Here is a 15,800-nt window from a genome sequence, read left to right as displayed (position 1 = left end):
CAGATGACAAGCACCGAGCTTTACCGCTTTGCAGACGGGCGGGATATTCTTACTATCGACGGAAAACTGAATAAAGTACGGTCTATGTCGCTGATGGACTCATGCAGGAACTGCGCCGTTGTGATCGACAGCTCACAGATAGACACCAGCGCTGAGGAAACGGTCATTCTTGCTCATGAGGTAGGGCACTGCGAAACGGGGGCTTTCTACACTGAAAATACTCTTGAACTAAGGTCGAGATGCGAATACCGTGCGGACAAATGGGCAATAAAAACGCTTATTCCAAAGGAAAGCCTTGCCGAGGCCCTGGAGGACGGTATTACCGAGCTGTGGCAGCTTGCGGAGCATTTCGGGGTAACCGAGGATTTTATGCTAAAGGCATGCAGATTTTACGGACTTATTATATAGCCTTACCGGTGCGTATTCGGCTGCTGACCGAATAAAAAAGCAGACAGGCAATTCATCTGAACTGCCTGTCTGTTTTTATAATATTTAGAATATGTACTTTTATTCTGCAGCGTCTTGTTTATACCCGCTGTCAGGGTATTGTACCCCATTGTACGACCTCTAATTTAAAATATTTTTCATCAAAGCCCTGTTTTTTAATTTCGTCTTTTATGATATTCATTGACTCCTCGTTGCTGAAACCTATTTCCAGTATGTTTTCGTCTTTGTCATAGGAGGCGGAGCTGTAATCCATATATCTTGATCTTATTATGTAATTATAAAAGGAAACAAGCTCGTATTCCGTCGGCTCTTTCGGCTTATCCTCCATATAATTTCGATAATAAAAACGTATGCAGACAAAAAACAGAATAATATTTACCAGCACAAGCGCCAAAAGCAATATATTTTTCAGGCTCGTTTTACGCATATTAAATTCCCCCTTACGGTCAAAGCTCTTTAAGGCTTTCGGTTATAATACGATCCAATCCGAGATATTTTTCAGCAGATCTGTCAGACATACTTACCGTTAGAAGCGCAAGCCTTGATTTGTCCTGCGATTTTAAAACTACCATAAAGCCGTTTTCAACATAAGAGTGAAGATTATAATTTTTAATTGAATAAACGGAGTAGTCGGGTATATTACCTCCCGGCTGATTTCCTCCCCGAAATTCGCATATCTGTATACCTTCTGTATCAAGCCCCAGAGAAGCAAGATAATCCGAGGAAAAAATTTTAGAATAGCTTATACCTTGATAGGGACAGTCTGCAACCGCTAAATTTATATAAAACTCTCCCCGTTTTATGATCTGTATACTGCTGTCGTTCCTTACGCATATTATTTTATCCTCATAGCTGTATTCAGAGCTTCCGTCATTATTAAGATAGTAGTTTTTCATATCCTCCGCAAGACTGCTGCTGTCCGTCCACGAATCCGCCCACTGCTGAGGAACAGAGAAGGAAAACTGCTCAAGACCGATACTGTAAAGCGGCAGGCTCTGAGTTTCAAGATATATATCAAAATCTGTTTTTTCCTTCGGACGTGCCGAAAGAATAATATACAGCAGCTGCAGCAGCGCAAGTACAGCAAGGATAATTATGACTGCTGTTTTGGGAAGCTTTTTTATGCTTTTCATTTTTTCACCAACACTTTAAATCTGTCATTACATCGGCGGTTTGCCGAGTTTTAAACATTATTCGTCAATTTCAGACTGATCCTATACTCTTATTATACCGATCAATTTTTATAAAGTCAAGATTTTACAGGCAGATATGTAGTTTTTTGTAATATCTCACCAAAATATTATGCTGTACTTGTAAACATCTCACAATTTACCGCTGTAATTCTCAGAAGCTTTATCAATATAAAAAGCGCAGAAAACCGTACATTCAGCCTTCTGCGCTTTTTATTATTTGTTTCCCGCCTGAGCTAGGACTTGCTTTGTTTTTGCTGTCTTATATCCGCGGCATATAAGTACCCGCCCGCAGAAACGAGCGACGTCAGGAGCGATTACGCAAATTGCGCCGTCTGCGCTAAGACCGACGTCTGAGTCAGGAATAGCATATTATTGATTATCATTACCGACTTCCACCAGTTTGCCGCCGTTTCATATTCCCTGTATTCCGTCCACCACTGCCACGGTACGCTGTATGAACCGTCGGAAAGCTGACTGTTTATTATAAATTCGCACTCAGCCGCTGCGGCTTCTTTATTGTCCTCAAAAAAGATACTGTCGGACGAGCTTATGAACCTTGACGGAAGAGTAACATATTCTTTGCCCCACTTTTCAGTGTCCTTGCAGATATTAAGCGATACCTGCTCTTTAAGTATGCTTATAAGTTTTTCCATATCGAAAAGATCGGTCTTTCCTGCCTCCGAGCAGTATTCGTAAAGCCTGATAAAACAGGAAATAACATGAGAATCGTCCATCGGGAGATTAGACAGCAGCCAGCCGCAGGCCTGTTCGGCAATTTTACACGCTTTTTTATACAATCCGCTGTTTTTGTCTGCAAACCTGATAATAAATCCGGCTAAGCAGGCAGTGGGATTATACTTAAATTCTCCGCCGTCTTTTCCGTATTCCCACCAGCAGGCGTGAGGATGATCGTTGTTTGTGAGAATAACATTGCGCCACTGATCATGCTCCTGTGAAAAATCCGAGCCGCTGTCAAGATAGCGAAGAATACCTTGAATAACAGCATGACCACCGTCGGTAAATCCGATCCCGCGAAGGATCTCCGTCGCCTGCCAGGTCTGTATCGGAGATGAATACGGATTCCAACAGTCCGCTTCAAGTCCGTGTCCAAAGCCGCCGTCATCATTCTGATAATATGAAAGCGCCGTAAGAACCTCCTCCTGCGTGCCGTTTTCAAAGTGATACCTCCAGCAAGCCAGCTCGATCGGTCTGGCGTTCCGATAAATAAATTTTCTTGCGTTTTCAAATACGTCTGCGTATTCCTTTTTCATTATTAAATCCTCCCTTTCGCTTTGCAAGCTTAGCCTCTGATGAATTTTATTATGTTCTTTTCAGACGCAAAGGGGTTAAGCTGAAGAATACGCCCCCTTATTCTGCTCTCGGCGAATTCCGGTTCAATATCCGAGGCGGCTTCGGTAAATTCCCGTCCCCAGAAGCTTTCAGAAGTGCAGAAAGCGGTGCTGCTCCAGCCATAGGCTTCTCCCGCCTTGTTCAGCTTCCGCGCATTGCCGCACATCGTTATGTACATTTTCATCTGCAACGACGTAAGCGCACGGTCAAAACGGCTTTTGTCCTCCTTTGAAAAACCGCCCAGCCGCTTTATCTCATGAACGGGAGCATATCCCGTTTCCCTTATCACACTGTAAATGCGCTTTTCAAAGACGCTGATCCTTCCGTCGGCATACTCACCGTACAGAGTTTTTTTCCCTCTGCGTACAGCGTAGAAATACGGATACCATTCCTTTGTTATATAACCGCCGCAATTGAAAAACAGCTTTGAATAGGCTATATCTCCTCGCTCGTCAAGTACCCTCATGCGCCACTCCCAGGGGTCGGTCTCTGGATCGCCGGTATGCCATTTTACGGGGGAATCAATATTCTCCTGTTCCTCCCATGAGTAGGGTATAAGCGCAAATATGCCCTTTGAACTGCCGCCGCCCATTGTAAAGCCGCATTTTAAAAGCTCTGTACAAAAATCCGAAAAATTATTTATCATTTTACCGCCTCCCTTCCTCTGACTTCTTTGCGTCCGTTTCAATTATACTTCAAATAAAAGCGAACGTATTGTAAAAATGCGACATCATACCTTTTGAGCCGCATATTTTTTCAGCTGAGAGGGAGTCATGGTGGAAAACCGCCTGAAATCCCTGAGGAGATGAGGCTGATCGGTATAACCGTACTTTAAAACTGCATCCTGAACGTCGAATCCGTCCCTGAGAATATCCTGCCAGAGCAGCTGACAGCGTATCATTGACACAAGCTTTTTCGGCGCAGCTCCCGTATTCCTGACAAACAAACGCTCAAGCGTGCGCAGGCTGACCGCGGTATAGCTGCATATATCGGGAACTCTTATATTTCCGTTCGATCTGATAATATAATCAACGGCGTTCATAAGCCCGGGATCAAGCTTAGAGGTATCAAGCCTTTCAAGCAGGTATTTTTCCGCCGCCTGCGTTCGGGTGTAAATATCCGAACAGTAAACAAGCCGCTCTTCAAGCTCCCGCTTAAAACCGCTGAAATATCTCTCAGTATCCTCCGCACAATTGAGCGCAGACGACATATCCTCTCCAGTAAACAAAATCACGCTCCAAGCATAAAAACGTATCGCAAACGTCGCGGTAAGACTGTTTGAATTTTCACCGCAGGAGATAAACGGAAGGTCGTTTATGCCGCAGAAAAAGCTTCCGTAACAACCGCCGGTAAAATTAATATCGAGAATAATATCCATACAGGTATCGGGAATTACCAGACCTTTGCGCGGAGTTTCCTCAGGCTTTGAGCGCACAGTCCCTTTACTGCCCCAGAAACAGCGTATGTACGGTCTAAGTGCGGGACAGGGGGGTATCTCCATATATTCGGGACAGCTTTTGAACGGCTCTGCGGTAAGCGGCTTATAGGTGGTAATATCCATAGATCGTGCTCCGTTTCACTGAATCTTTTTTGTTAATCCAAGTGTAGCATATTTTCCGAAGAAAGTAAAGAATTGAAAGCCGTAAGAACAGCAAAAAAGGACGGATAATAATATCCGTCCTGCAAGATTCCGTCTGCGCCAAGACCTTGTAAGTATTAGTTTTTACAAACCATATCCGCGGCATATAAGTACCCGCCCGCAGAAACGAGCGACGTCAGGAGCGATTACGCAAATTGCGCCGTCTGCGCTAAGACCGACGTTTGCGCTAAGACCTTATCTGACCGCTGCCGTTGATGAGGTATTTTGTGGTGGTAAGCTCCTTTAGACCCATTGGTCCTCTGGCGTGAAGCTTCTGGGTGGATATTCCTACCTCCGCACCTAAGCCGAATTCCTCGCCGTCGGTAAAGCGTGTGGAGCAGTTTACATATACGCAGGCTGAATCAACACGGCTCTGAAATTCCTCGGCAACGTACAGGCTTTCAGTCACTACGCATTCCGAATGACCCGTCGAGTATTTCGCGATATGCTCCAGAGCGTCGGCAAGTCCGTCAACTACCCTGATCGCAATTATATAGTCGCCGAACTCCGTCGCATAGTCGTCCTCGTCGGCAGGAGTAACATTTTCCGCTTCAAGTATCATTCTCGTAAGCTCACAGCCCCGTATTTCCACATTGTGCTCGTCAAGCCTTGCTTTAAGCTTAGGCAGGAGATCCTCCGCAATGTCACGGTGAACAAGACAGGTTTCCACCGCATTGCATACCGACGGACGCTGGGTCTTTCCGTTGTCCACAATATCTACCGCCATATCCACTGAAGCCGTTGAGTCAACATAAACATGGCAGTTGCCCGTACCCGTTTCAATTACCGGAACTGTAGCGTTCTGCACTACCGCTTTTATAAGCTGAGCACCGCCTCTCGGTATCAGTACGTCGATATAGCCATTTGCCTGCATCATCTGAGTAGCTATGGCTCTGTCGGTATTCTCCACAAGCTGAATAATATCGGGTGAAAAACCGGCAGTCTGAACCGCCTGACGCATAAGATCACAGAGTATTTTGTTTGAATTGAACGCTTCCTTTCCTCCGCGGAGGATAACCGCATTTCCGCTTTTAAGGCATAAAGCCGCAGCGTCGACCGTAACGTTCGGCCTTGCCTCGTAAATTATTCCCACAACGCCCATAGGCACTCTTACTTTTGTTATTCTCATTCCGTTGGGACGAACCGAGCCGCTTATTACCTCGCCTATCGAATCTTCGAGAGCGGTCAGCTTTTCACAGGCGCAGGCAATACCCTCGATACGCTTTTCGTCAAGCCTAAGCCTGTCCTGAAGCGACGGGGTCATATTGCGGCGCACCGCATTTTCAAGATCAAGCTTATTTGCTTCGATAATTTTCGGCATGCACCTTCTCAGGATATGTGCGATCTCAAGCAGTGCATCGTTCTTCTGTTCCGACGAAGCGCCGGCAAGACCTGCCTTTGCAGCCTTGGCTTTTGTTCCGAGCTCCTCAATATAATTCATAAAAATTACTCCTTTCAGGGTAGATTTTATTTTTACTTGATATGTATCATATCCTTATCTAACTTCAATATGATCTCAAAACCTGTATCAATATTAATTGACATTTTATTTTCCTCCTAAAAATATGTAAAACTAATTCTTTTTATCAGACCTTCGGAATTAATTACAAATTCCAGATGTTTCGTATCTGATATTTCATATTTATATTCTATCTTTTTATTATTCATATTGACTTTTTCAATTGGCTCTCCGAAATATTGGATAACCTTTTCCTTGTAGTCATTGATTTCAATACTGCCAACTGACAAGCTTATTCCTTTTGGTAAATCGTCATTCAAAAATGTAAACCCTATTGAACCTATCTTATTATCACTATAATCTTTATCATCTACCGCACAATGCATTGTTACCGTAGCCAAAGACTCTCCTTCATATAGCAGAACACAGCTTCTGAGTTCAGATTCTTCATCAACTATCATTGTTTCGTTTTGATAAGAAAAACCATCACCCAAATCATCCAGCGAGAATGGAAATGAAAAAGTTTTATCGCCTATAACAACGTTACTGACGATCTTATCAAAAACCTCCTCGTTAAATGTTCCGTCGTACTCATTTATTTCCGACTGAACCTCAGTTTTGCTCTGAGTATCGCTTTCCGTACTTTCCGATACCGATTCGGAAATACTGCTTTGTGTGCTTCGGCTTTTATCATTATCGGACGATAGTGTGTTTTCAGAATTTTTGCAGGCTGTTAAATTAGAAACCAAAAAGGCAGCCGCCATAAATAATACAAGTTTTCTTTTCATAGCTTCTCCCCCATTTTTCAGCTCTGCTTTGCCGCTTTGAAAAGTGTTCCCAGATCTCCGTTTTCAAAAAGATAATATAGGTTGTCGGGATTCTTACCGTTCAGGATTATCATATCTATCCCGCTGTTTACGGCTATTTCAGCGGCGTTTATCTTTGTTATCATTCCGCCTGTGCCAAGCTTTGTTCCCGCTCCGCCCGCAAGCGCCCTTATCTCGTCGGTAATTTCCTCAACGACGGGGATAAGCTCAGCTTTTTCGTTCTGCCTGGGGTCGCTGTCGTAAAGTCCGTCTATATCGGACATTATTATAAGCAGATCGGCATGAGCAATAGAAGCTACCGTTGCGGCAAGAGAATCGTTCTCCCCTACCTCAAGCTCCAGCTCGTCGATAGCTACCGTGTCGTTTTCATTTACTATCGGAATAACGCCCTGCTGTATAAGCCTTTCAAGCGCATTCTGTACGTTTATCCTCCTGTCCTCTATAAGGATATACTTAGTCAGCAGAACCTGCGCAACAGTAAGGCCGTAATCGGAAAAAAGCTTGTCGTAAAGATACATAAGCTCGCACTGACCGACTGCGGCACACGCCTGTCTGGAAGGGGTGTCCTTAGGTCTTTCCATAAGCCCAAGCTTCGCCACTCCCAACGCAATAGAACCGCTTGAAACTATAATTATCTCATGTCCGGCATTGTGAAGATCGGCGATATTCTTAACAAGCTGCTCTACACGCCTTATGTTAAGTCTGCCCGTTCTGTGAGTAAGCGTCGAGCTTCCCAGCTTTACGACTACTCTTTTTTTGCTTTTCAGATATGACATCATGATTCCTCTATTCTGTAATATTTATGGCTATGCTCAGCTAAGAACTCAGAATTATTTCCTGTAATGATCATCTCAGATCCTCTCCCAGAATATCGGGAAAAACTCCCTTTATTCGGTTATACAAATATCCTAAAAACTCTCCCTGCTCTGCCATAGCGTAAAGCTCCTGAGGGGTGACAAGCTTAAAATCAACCGTTTCGCCCCTGACATGAGTTTTCCCTAACGGATTTTTGTATTTATCATACAAATCCCAAAGTTCAGACATAAATTCCCCTTTCCGAATATCGGTTAATGTTTTTATGTTATCAATTACTGCAAATATCGTTTAAGATCATCCGCAGATGTTCCGAGGCTTGCCCTCGATCCAGCAGCGGAGATTTTCCGCTACCTTTTCAAGCAGACGTTCCCTTGTTTCTTTGGGCGCCCATGCAACGTGCGGCGTAATTACGCAGTTTTTCGCATTTCTGAGAGGACAGTCCTCCTGCATAGGTTCAAAAGCAAGAACGTCAATGCAAGCCGCCGCAATAGTTTCGTTATTAAGCGCTTCGGCTAAATCATATTCGTCCACAAGTCCTCCTCTTGCCGTATTAACAAGAACAGCGGAGCTTTTCATAAGCTTTAAGCTTTCCGAATTTATCATTCTTTCGTTGTCTTTAGTCAAAGGACAGTGCAGGCTGACCGCATCAGAGTTTTGAAGAAGATATTCAAGCGTACAGGTCTGAGTTCCGTCGTCAACCTTTTGTGGCGAACGGGTATAAGTCAGAACATTCATATCGAAAGCTTTGGCGATCCTTGCGACCTGTCTGCCTATATCGCCGTAGCCGATTATCCCGATAGTTTTTCCCGCCAGCTCATAGGTAGGTATGCCGAAGTACGAAAACAGCTTATAGTTTACCCATTCGCCGCTGCCGACCGAATCGGCGTATTCTCTTATTTTATTGAAATAATTTAGTATCAACGCAAAGGTATGCTGAGCTACGGCGTTTGTGGAATATGCCGGAACGTTGCACACGACCGCTCCGTGACGCTTAGCGGCTTCTGTATCAACGTTGTTGTACCCCGTGGCGAAAAGCCCCACATATTTCAGGTTCGGACATTTTTCAAAAACCTCCTCGGTAATAAGACATTTGTTGCATATTACAGCGTCTGCGTTTCCGATACGCTCAGAGACCTGTTCGTTTGGCGTATATCCAAAGACCTGACTTTCTCCGAGAGAAGTTATACTGTCTAAGGATACGTCGTTTCTTGTTACCGTTTCAGAATCGAGTATTACGAGCTTCACTGCAAAAACCTCCGATAAAAGCCTATTCGCCGTCGTCCTTAAAGGCGTTGTCTACGATCTCCTTTTCCTCTTCCTCTTTCATGCGCTGCATAAGCTTCGCTCTTATAGCCTCCTTTTCGGCTTCCTCATACTGCTTACGGCATACCGCTCTGAGAGCCTTTGAATAGCGATGTGAAAGCACCGCCGCACCTATAAGAAGAGCCGCCTCGGTAACCGCAAGTGCGGAAATAGCGAAGTGAGTCGTCCAGAACTGAGTTATAAAGGTAGCGTCTACAGCAAACATAAGCAAAATATAATGCCACGCTCCCTTTCTGTAAAACTGGACAAGATAAAGCGCAGTTGCTATCAGACAGAATACAAAGTGAATGTTAAGCGGCAGAGGAGTATAAACGTTCTGCATTTCGTTTCTTGCAAGTATCTCCAAAATAAAAACCTCTCATTTCCTGATACCTTTCGGTATTTATATTTACAAATAGCTATAACCTTTATAATAATAACACAATAAGCTGAATAAAGCAACTGTTTAAAAAGTATTTTTTTACTTTTTACCTATCTTACCGCACATAGCTTTAATAAAAAGTAAACCTTTTTTGTGTTTATTCTTGACAATTATTAAAAATAAGTTGACCTGCTCCAAGAAAGTTACTGAGTTGCATAGGTCTCAGCTTCGGCTGTTATCCTGGCAGCGGCTGCTTTAACTGTAAAACGCAGAAAATAATTTATGACATTTGTTTAACGAAGCTTTCTATGGCTTCGTTTTCTTTTTTCCACTAGTATTTTAAACAGTATCAATTTTGATCCTTTTGTTGTCTTTTCCCAAATGCAGTGTACGAAAAAGACGGAGAAATTATATTATTCCCGACGAGTCCCCGTTGGCTTTCATTACATATTTCAGAAACCGACGATCTTGCCCAGCTGTAATTACGGGGTTGAAAAAAATATAATAGTATGCTATACTTTAAATTAGGTATATTCTTATACCGAAATCAATGAAACGGGGATAAGACTATGGATTCATGTTCACAGCTTCTTTATTATAAAACTCCTGCCGACGACTGGAACAAGGCTCTGCCTGTAGGCAACGGGCGGATCGGCGGCATGATCTTCTCTCAGCCCCTCTGCGAGCGTATTCAGCTTAACGAGGATTCTGTTTGGTCCGGCGGATTCAGAGAGCGTAATAACAAATCTGCTCTTCCCAATCTCGGAAGAGTAAGAAAGCTGCTCTTTGAAGAAAAGATCGCCGAAGCGGAAAAGATAGTATTTGACGCTTTCTGCGGCACTCCCGTGAACCAAAGGCACTATATGCCTCTTTGCGATATGAATATTATTCACTGGAAGGACGATACTGCCGATTTCAGCTTCCGTTCCCTCGATCTTGAAACGGCGGTATGCACCACGGAATACTCGATAAACGGCTGCGCCTTTAAACGGGAGGTATTCGTTTCCCAGCCGGATCAGGTAATGGTAATACATATGACCGCTTCGGAGCCGGACGGTATAAACGTACGCTTAAAGCTGGACGGACGTGACGATTACTTTGACGACAACTCCCCCGTTTCTGAAAACTCACTGCTTTTTTACGGCGGCTGCGGCTCGGAGGACGGAATAAACTTCGCCGCCTATATGAAAGTTCTCAATAAGGGCGGAAAGGTCTATCCATACGGAAGTTTCCTTACCTGCGAGGGCTGCAGGGAAATAACCGTACTTCTGGGAGTTCAGACAAGCTACCGTCATAACGACTACAAGGGTCAGGCAGTTTACGACGTTGACTGCGCTGCCGAAAGATCCTACGAGCAGCTTAAAGCCGAGCATATAAAGGATCATCAGTCTTACTATAAGCGCTGTGAGATAGATCTTGAGGACAACAGCGGCGGAAACTCAGCTCTCCCGACTGACGAAAGACTTGAAAAAATACGCAGCGGTGAAAAAGATAACAAGCTTATCGAAACGTATTTCAATTTCGGACGCTATCTTATGATAGCCGGAAGCCGTGAGGGTACTCTTCCCATGAATCTTCAGGGTATCTGGAATCAGGATATGTGGCCTGCATGGGGCTGTAAATTTACTATAAATATAAATACCGAAATGAACTACTGGCCTGCTGAGGTATGTGATCTGAGCGAGCTTCACACACCCCTGTTTGATCATATTGAAAGAATGCGCCCCAACGGAAGAGTTACCGCAAGGGAAATGTATAACTGCAAAGGTTTCGTATGTCATCACAATACCGACATATGGGGAGATACCGCTCCGCAGGATCTGTGGATGCCGGGTACTCAGTGGCCTATGGGTGCTGCCTGGCTTTGCCTGCATATCTGGGAGCATTATAAATTTACTCTGGACAGGGATTTTCTTGCCCAAAAATACGAAACTCTGAGGGAAGCGGCGGAGTTCTTCACCGATTTCCTTATAGAGGACAAAAAGGGACGGCTTGTTACCTGTCCGTCAGTTTCTCCGGAAAACTCATATCTGACCGAAAGCGGCTCACAGGGCGCGCTCTGTATAGGTCCGTCTATGGACAGCCAGATACTCTTCGAGCTTTTTACCGCAGTGATCGAAGCGTCTGAAATTCTTGGAAAGGACGAAGGATTCGCCGAGGTGCTTTCCGTTATGCGTGAAAGACTTCCCAAGCCTGAAATAGGCAAATACGGTCAGATAAAGGAATGGGCGGAGGATTATGACGAGGTCGAGCCGGGACACAGACATATTTCCCAGCTTTTCGCTCTTTATCCCGCAGATATCATATCAATGAGAAAAACTCCCGAGCTTGCAGAGGCGGCAAGAGCCACTCTTGAACGGAGGCTTTCACACGGGGGAGGTCATACCGGCTGGTCGAGAGCATGGATAATAAATCACTGGGCCAGGCTTTTTGACGGGGAAAAGCTTTATGAAAATATAACCGCTCTGCTTTCTTATTCCACCAACCCCAATATGTTCGATATGCACCCTCCTTTCCAGATCGACGGAAACTTCGGAGGAACAGCAGGTATCTGCGAAGCGCTTTTACAGTCTGAAAACAATGAGCTTATACTTCTTCCCGCACTTCCCAAGGCATGGAAAAACGGCTCGTTCAGAGGACTTATGGCAAGAGGCGGCTTCGAGGTATCATGCAGCTGGGAAAACGGCAGGGTAGTTTCTGCTCAGCTGCGTTCCCGCCGAGGAGGAAAATGCACACTCGTTATCGGACAGGAATACAGGATCAGCAGAGGAGGCGCAGAGGTAAACGCTGAATATTCAAACGGCGCATATACCTTTGAAACCGACAGGGGAGCTTTATATTGTGTAAAATAGCCGCATAAGCCGCTGCGGTCTTTGACCGAGAACGGCCGAACAGATAAAAACAAAGCGGTATGCAGAAAGGACGTTTATTTGCAATGAAAGCGGAAAAATTCATTTTACTGGCGCTGGCGGCAGGTATCGCCGCTTTAAGCTCCGGCTGCGGTCAGAAGATACAGGACAACGAAGCGCTTATATCGGCAGCTCCGCAGGACACCAGTATACCCGTTTCCGACGATTCGGAAGCCGAGCCTGAGGAGGTAAACAACGCTGCCGAAAAAACCGTTACCCCCAGCGAGATACCCTATGTAAAATACAGCAAGACCTATCAGGCAGAAAGCGGAACTCTTACAGGCAAGGCGAAAACCGGGAATAAAAGAAAGGGCTATAAGGGAGAGGGCTACGTTACCGGTCTTTACACAGAGAACGACAGCTGGGAGCTTACCTTTGAGCTTACAGACTCTCAGTATTATAACATTACTATTGCTGCAGCTACGGATAATCCGCTAAAGAATACGGCGTCGGTAAACGGCGAAACAATAGGAGAATTTCTGACCTCGGGTTCGGGTAAGTTTGAAACGGTGACCTTTGAAAATATATATATGGAAAAGGGCTACGCCAAGATCTCAATACCTCCGATAAAGAACAGGATAGATATTGACTATGTAAAGATAGAAGCCAGCGACGAAATAAGCAAGCTTGATCTCAGTATCAAAAACGCCTCGCTTGTAAACAAAAATGCGGATTACAGGACCCGTGCCGTTTATAAATATATCTGCGACAATTTCGGCAGAAAAGTGATCCTCGGTCAGCACGATACCGTCGGCTCGCTTACCGAAAGCAGCAAGATATACGAGGTTACCGGTAAATATCCCGCAATACGCTTCGGCGATCTTATGCCCTTTACTCAGGACAGCACTGTTCTGGGCGAAAACGAGATAGAGCTTGCGAAAGGCTGGGCGGCGGACGGCGGAATAGTAAGCTATATGTGGCACTGGACCGACCCTATGGGCAGCGGAGAATATTACTCGGACAAAACCGATTTTGATATTACAAAAGCGGTAACCAAAGAAGATATTGCCCTTAAACCGATCGAAGAAATAAAGAAGCTCCATGACGACGGAAAAATCTCTGACGAATGCCTTGCAGTAATAGAGGATATTGACAAGATCTCCGAAAAGCTGGGCGAGCTTCAGGAAGCCGGAGTCCCGATTTTGTGGCGACCGCTTCATGAGGCTTCAAACGGCTATTTCTGGTGGGGCAAAGACGCCGACGCTTACAAATGGCTGTGGAAGCTGCTTTATCAGCGTCAGACAAACTATCATAAGCTTAATAATCTAATCTGGGTCTGGTCGGCACAGAACGCCTCCTGGTATGTAGGGGATGATCTATGCGATATACTGTCAGTAGATATTTACGACCAGGGCAATTATTCCGGACAGATCAACCGCCTGCTTTTCCTGCATAAGCTCTCAGCCGGCAAGCCGGTAGCGGTCAGCGAATGCGGCAACTTCCCGAGGATACAGAATATAGCCGATGAAAAGGCGACCTGGTCCTATATCGGTCAATGGGGCGGCAACTTCCTGCTCAATGAGGACGGTAGCGTTAACGAAGAGTACAATACCTCCGACAGCCTTATAGAAATGTACAACAATAATCTTACAGTAACAAAGGATAAGCTGCCGGATTTCCAGAATATTGCCGACAAGCTGAAAGCGGACGATGAAACCGCAAAGAAAGAGAACAAGGATTCCTCATCCGATAAGGACGAAAGCTCGCAGAGATCCTCGGATAAAAATGAAAGCTCTGCACCAGACAGCCGGTAAAAACTGAACGTATCACAAAAAAGCGGACAAACGCTTTTCCCTATCGCCATAAACCAACGTATTTACGTTGCTGCTATAGGGGAAAAACCACGTTTGTCCGCTTTTCAGTTACTTTAAGGATCAGAATTTTATATTTGTTTTATAACGCTTATTATTTCATTTAGCCATGCAATTTCCGCTTCCTCAATGCGGCCCTCGTCGCAAAGCCGTGCAATATGCGGATCGACAGGGATCTCAGCCGCCGAATCTATACTATACTGCTCTGCAAGAGCTTCAACTCGGCTTTCACCGAAAATCCTGTGCTTTTCATGGCAGGACGGGCATTCAAAATAAGACATATTCTCAACTATCCCGAGTATCGGTATATTGAGCATTTCAGCCATTTTTACTGCCTTTCCGACGATCATTCCTACAAGCTCCTGCGGAGAAGCGACTATAACTATTCCGTCAACGGGAAGCGACTGGAATACAGTCAGCGGTACGTCGCCCGTTCCCGGAGGCATATCGACAAACATATAGTCTACCTCGTTCCAGACTACGTCGGTCCAGAACTGCTTTACTGCGCCTGCAATTACAGGTCCTCTCCAGATAACAGGCTCGCTGTCGTCCTCTAGCAGCAGGTTTATCGACATTATTTCCGTTCCGTTCTCAGACCTTACGGGAAGAAGCCCCAATTCACACTCAGAAGCCTTTTCGCGTATTCCGAACATCTTCGGAACAGACGGTCCGGTAATATCGGCGTCAAGCACAGCCGTCTTATAGCCGAGCTTCTGCATTGAAGCCGCAAGAAGACAGGTAACCAGCGACTTTCCGACTCCTCCCTTTCCGCTTACGATGCCGATAACTTTTTTTATATGCGAATGCTGATTTGCTGCTTCGATAAAGCTCTGAGGATCTGTACGCTCAGCACAGCCGCTTGCGCATTCCGAACAATTATGAGAACATTCTTCGCTCATAGCTGACTACCCCCGTTTCCCGAACAGCCGTGCTTATCCTCGCCGCACTGATGTCCGCCGCAGGAATGACCCTGCTCATGATGAGAGCAATGAACGTTGGCGTTAAATACAAGCTTTCCCTCAAGCAGCGCCTTTACCGCTTCGTCGGCGCTTCCGCTTACTCCGCCGTAAAAACGTATTCCTGCCTGATCCAGCGCCTGCTGCGCTCCTCCTCCGATACCTCCGCATATCAGCACGTCTGTGCCGAGACTTTTCAGAAAGCCTGCCAAAGCTCCGTGGCCGCTTCCTGCCGTGTCGGCAAGCTGCTCCTTTTCAATTATGCCGTTTTCAGCGTCATAAATCTTAAACTGAGCCGTGTGTCCGAAATGCTGAAATACATTTCCGTTTTCGTAGGTTACCGCAATTCTCATTTTTCCATTTTCCTTTCTGCATACAGCTTTTTCACATATCCTTCCGCAGCAATATGCGGATGAACCGCTGCAAAGACGATAATTTCCTCCGCTGATACGAAGCGGCTTCCCGTTTACCAAACTATTCGCAAGCTTAAAACGTGCGCTTTCGTACATTTCGGTAACGGTAGTACGGGAGATCTCCATCTGCTGCGCACACTGCTCATGAGTTTTTCTGCCGTAATCAATAAGCCTTATTACCTCAAATTCGTCCACTGACATAACAATAGCTTCGCCGTCAGGGTTTTCATAAGGCCCGAACCTGCTGTAAACAGGCTCTGTGCATACTCTGCGGCAGCGTCTTGGTCTTGCCGTAC

15 protein-coding genes and 1 pseudogene are annotated in these 15,800 nt (G+C 45.3%); 3 read left to right on the top strand and 13 right to left on the bottom strand.

The window, feature by feature from the left end; genetic code table 11:
• The first annotated feature begins 3 nt into the window (after positions 1 to 3).
• Positions 4 to 408 (top strand): ImmA/IrrE family metallo-endopeptidase, encoded by a 405-nt coding sequence (locus ACYQ0H_RS01370; protein ID WP_459811033.1) that lies wholly within the window; start codon positions 4 to 6, stop codon positions 406 to 408.
• A gap of 130 nt (positions 409 to 538) precedes the next feature.
• On the opposite strand, the gene ACYQ0H_RS01365 is transcribed toward ACYQ0H_RS01370, so the two are convergent.
• From ACYQ0H_RS01365 to ACYQ0H_RS01315, 11 genes are all read right to left on the bottom strand, one after another.
• Positions 539 to 874, bottom strand: a complete 336-nt coding sequence (locus tag ACYQ0H_RS01365) for a hypothetical protein (RefSeq protein ID WP_459811032.1) — start codon at positions 872 to 874, stop codon at positions 539 to 541.
• A gap of 19 nt (positions 875 to 893) precedes the next feature.
• Positions 894 to 1,580, bottom strand: a complete 687-nt coding sequence (locus tag ACYQ0H_RS01360; RefSeq protein WP_459811031.1) for a hypothetical protein — start codon at positions 1,578 to 1,580, stop codon at positions 894 to 896.
• A gap of 374 nt (positions 1,581 to 1,954) precedes the next feature.
• Positions 1,955 to 2,911 (bottom strand): hypothetical protein, encoded by a 957-nt coding sequence (locus tag ACYQ0H_RS01355; protein WP_459811030.1) that lies wholly within the window; start codon positions 2,909 to 2,911, stop codon positions 1,955 to 1,957.
• 29 nt (positions 2,912 to 2,940) lie between these two features.
• Positions 2,941 to 3,636, bottom strand: coding sequence for an AlkZ-related protein (locus tag ACYQ0H_RS01350; RefSeq protein WP_459811029.1), 696 nt, complete (start codon positions 3,634 to 3,636; stop codon positions 2,941 to 2,943).
• An 84-nt stretch (positions 3,637 to 3,720) separates the two neighbouring features.
• Positions 3,721 to 4,551, bottom strand: coding sequence for a helix-turn-helix domain-containing protein (locus ACYQ0H_RS01345; RefSeq protein WP_459811028.1), 831 nt, complete (start codon positions 4,549 to 4,551; stop codon positions 3,721 to 3,723).
• 265 nt (positions 4,552 to 4,816) lie between these two features.
• Complete coding sequence (locus ACYQ0H_RS01340) at positions 4,817 to 6,070, bottom strand: glutamate-5-semialdehyde dehydrogenase (protein WP_459811027.1); 1,254 nt, start codon at positions 6,068 to 6,070, stop codon at positions 4,817 to 4,819.
• Between the two features lie 116 nt (positions 6,071 to 6,186).
• Positions 6,187 to 6,876 (bottom strand): hypothetical protein, encoded by a 690-nt coding sequence (locus tag ACYQ0H_RS01335; protein ID WP_459811026.1) that lies wholly within the window; start codon positions 6,874 to 6,876, stop codon positions 6,187 to 6,189.
• Between the two features lie 17 nt (positions 6,877 to 6,893).
• Entirely contained in the window at positions 6,894 to 7,691 is a 798-nt protein-coding gene (gene proB / locus ACYQ0H_RS01330) for a glutamate 5-kinase (protein WP_459811227.1), read from the bottom strand.
• Between the two features lie 70 nt (positions 7,692 to 7,761).
• Positions 7,762 to 7,959, bottom strand: coding sequence for an NUDIX hydrolase (locus ACYQ0H_RS01325; RefSeq protein WP_459811025.1), 198 nt, complete (start codon positions 7,957 to 7,959; stop codon positions 7,762 to 7,764).
• 66 nt (positions 7,960 to 8,025) lie between these two features.
• Complete coding sequence (locus ACYQ0H_RS01320; protein WP_459811024.1) at positions 8,026 to 8,976, bottom strand: D-2-hydroxyacid dehydrogenase; 951 nt, start codon at positions 8,974 to 8,976, stop codon at positions 8,026 to 8,028.
• 22 nt (positions 8,977 to 8,998) lie between these two features.
• Complete coding sequence (locus ACYQ0H_RS01315; RefSeq protein ID WP_459811023.1) at positions 8,999 to 9,400, bottom strand: hypothetical protein; 402 nt, start codon at positions 9,398 to 9,400, stop codon at positions 8,999 to 9,001.
• Positions 9,401 to 9,984: 584 nt separating this feature from the next.
• Here ACYQ0H_RS01315 and ACYQ0H_RS01310 point away from each other — a divergent pair.
• Positions 9,985 to 12,267: a glycoside hydrolase family 95 protein gene (locus tag ACYQ0H_RS01310; protein WP_459811022.1), complete on the top strand. Its 2,283-nt coding sequence runs from the start codon at positions 9,985 to 9,987 to the stop codon at positions 12,265 to 12,267.
• A gap of 83 nt (positions 12,268 to 12,350) precedes the next feature.
• Complete coding sequence (locus tag ACYQ0H_RS01305) at positions 12,351 to 14,078, top strand: glycosyl hydrolase (RefSeq protein ID WP_459811021.1); 1,728 nt, start codon at positions 12,351 to 12,353, stop codon at positions 14,076 to 14,078.
• Positions 14,079 to 14,206: 128 nt separating this feature from the next.
• On the opposite strand, the gene ACYQ0H_RS01300 is transcribed toward ACYQ0H_RS01305, so the two are convergent.
• Both ACYQ0H_RS01300 and ACYQ0H_RS01295 read right to left on the bottom strand, forming a co-directional pair.
• Positions 14,207 to 15,034, bottom strand: a complete 828-nt coding sequence (locus ACYQ0H_RS01300; protein ID WP_459811020.1) for a P-loop NTPase — start codon at positions 15,032 to 15,034, stop codon at positions 14,207 to 14,209.
• Positions 15,031 to 15,792, bottom strand: a pseudogene (locus tag ACYQ0H_RS01295) (DUF134 domain-containing protein); the annotation flags it as partial. The gene ACYQ0H_RS01300 and the pseudogene ACYQ0H_RS01295, both read right to left, overlap by 4 nt.
• Between the last annotated feature and the right edge of the window lie 8 nt (positions 15,793 to 15,800).

The organism is Hominimerdicola intestinalis (assembly GCF_054655215.1).
This window is presented reverse-complemented; position numbering and strand designations above follow the sequence as displayed.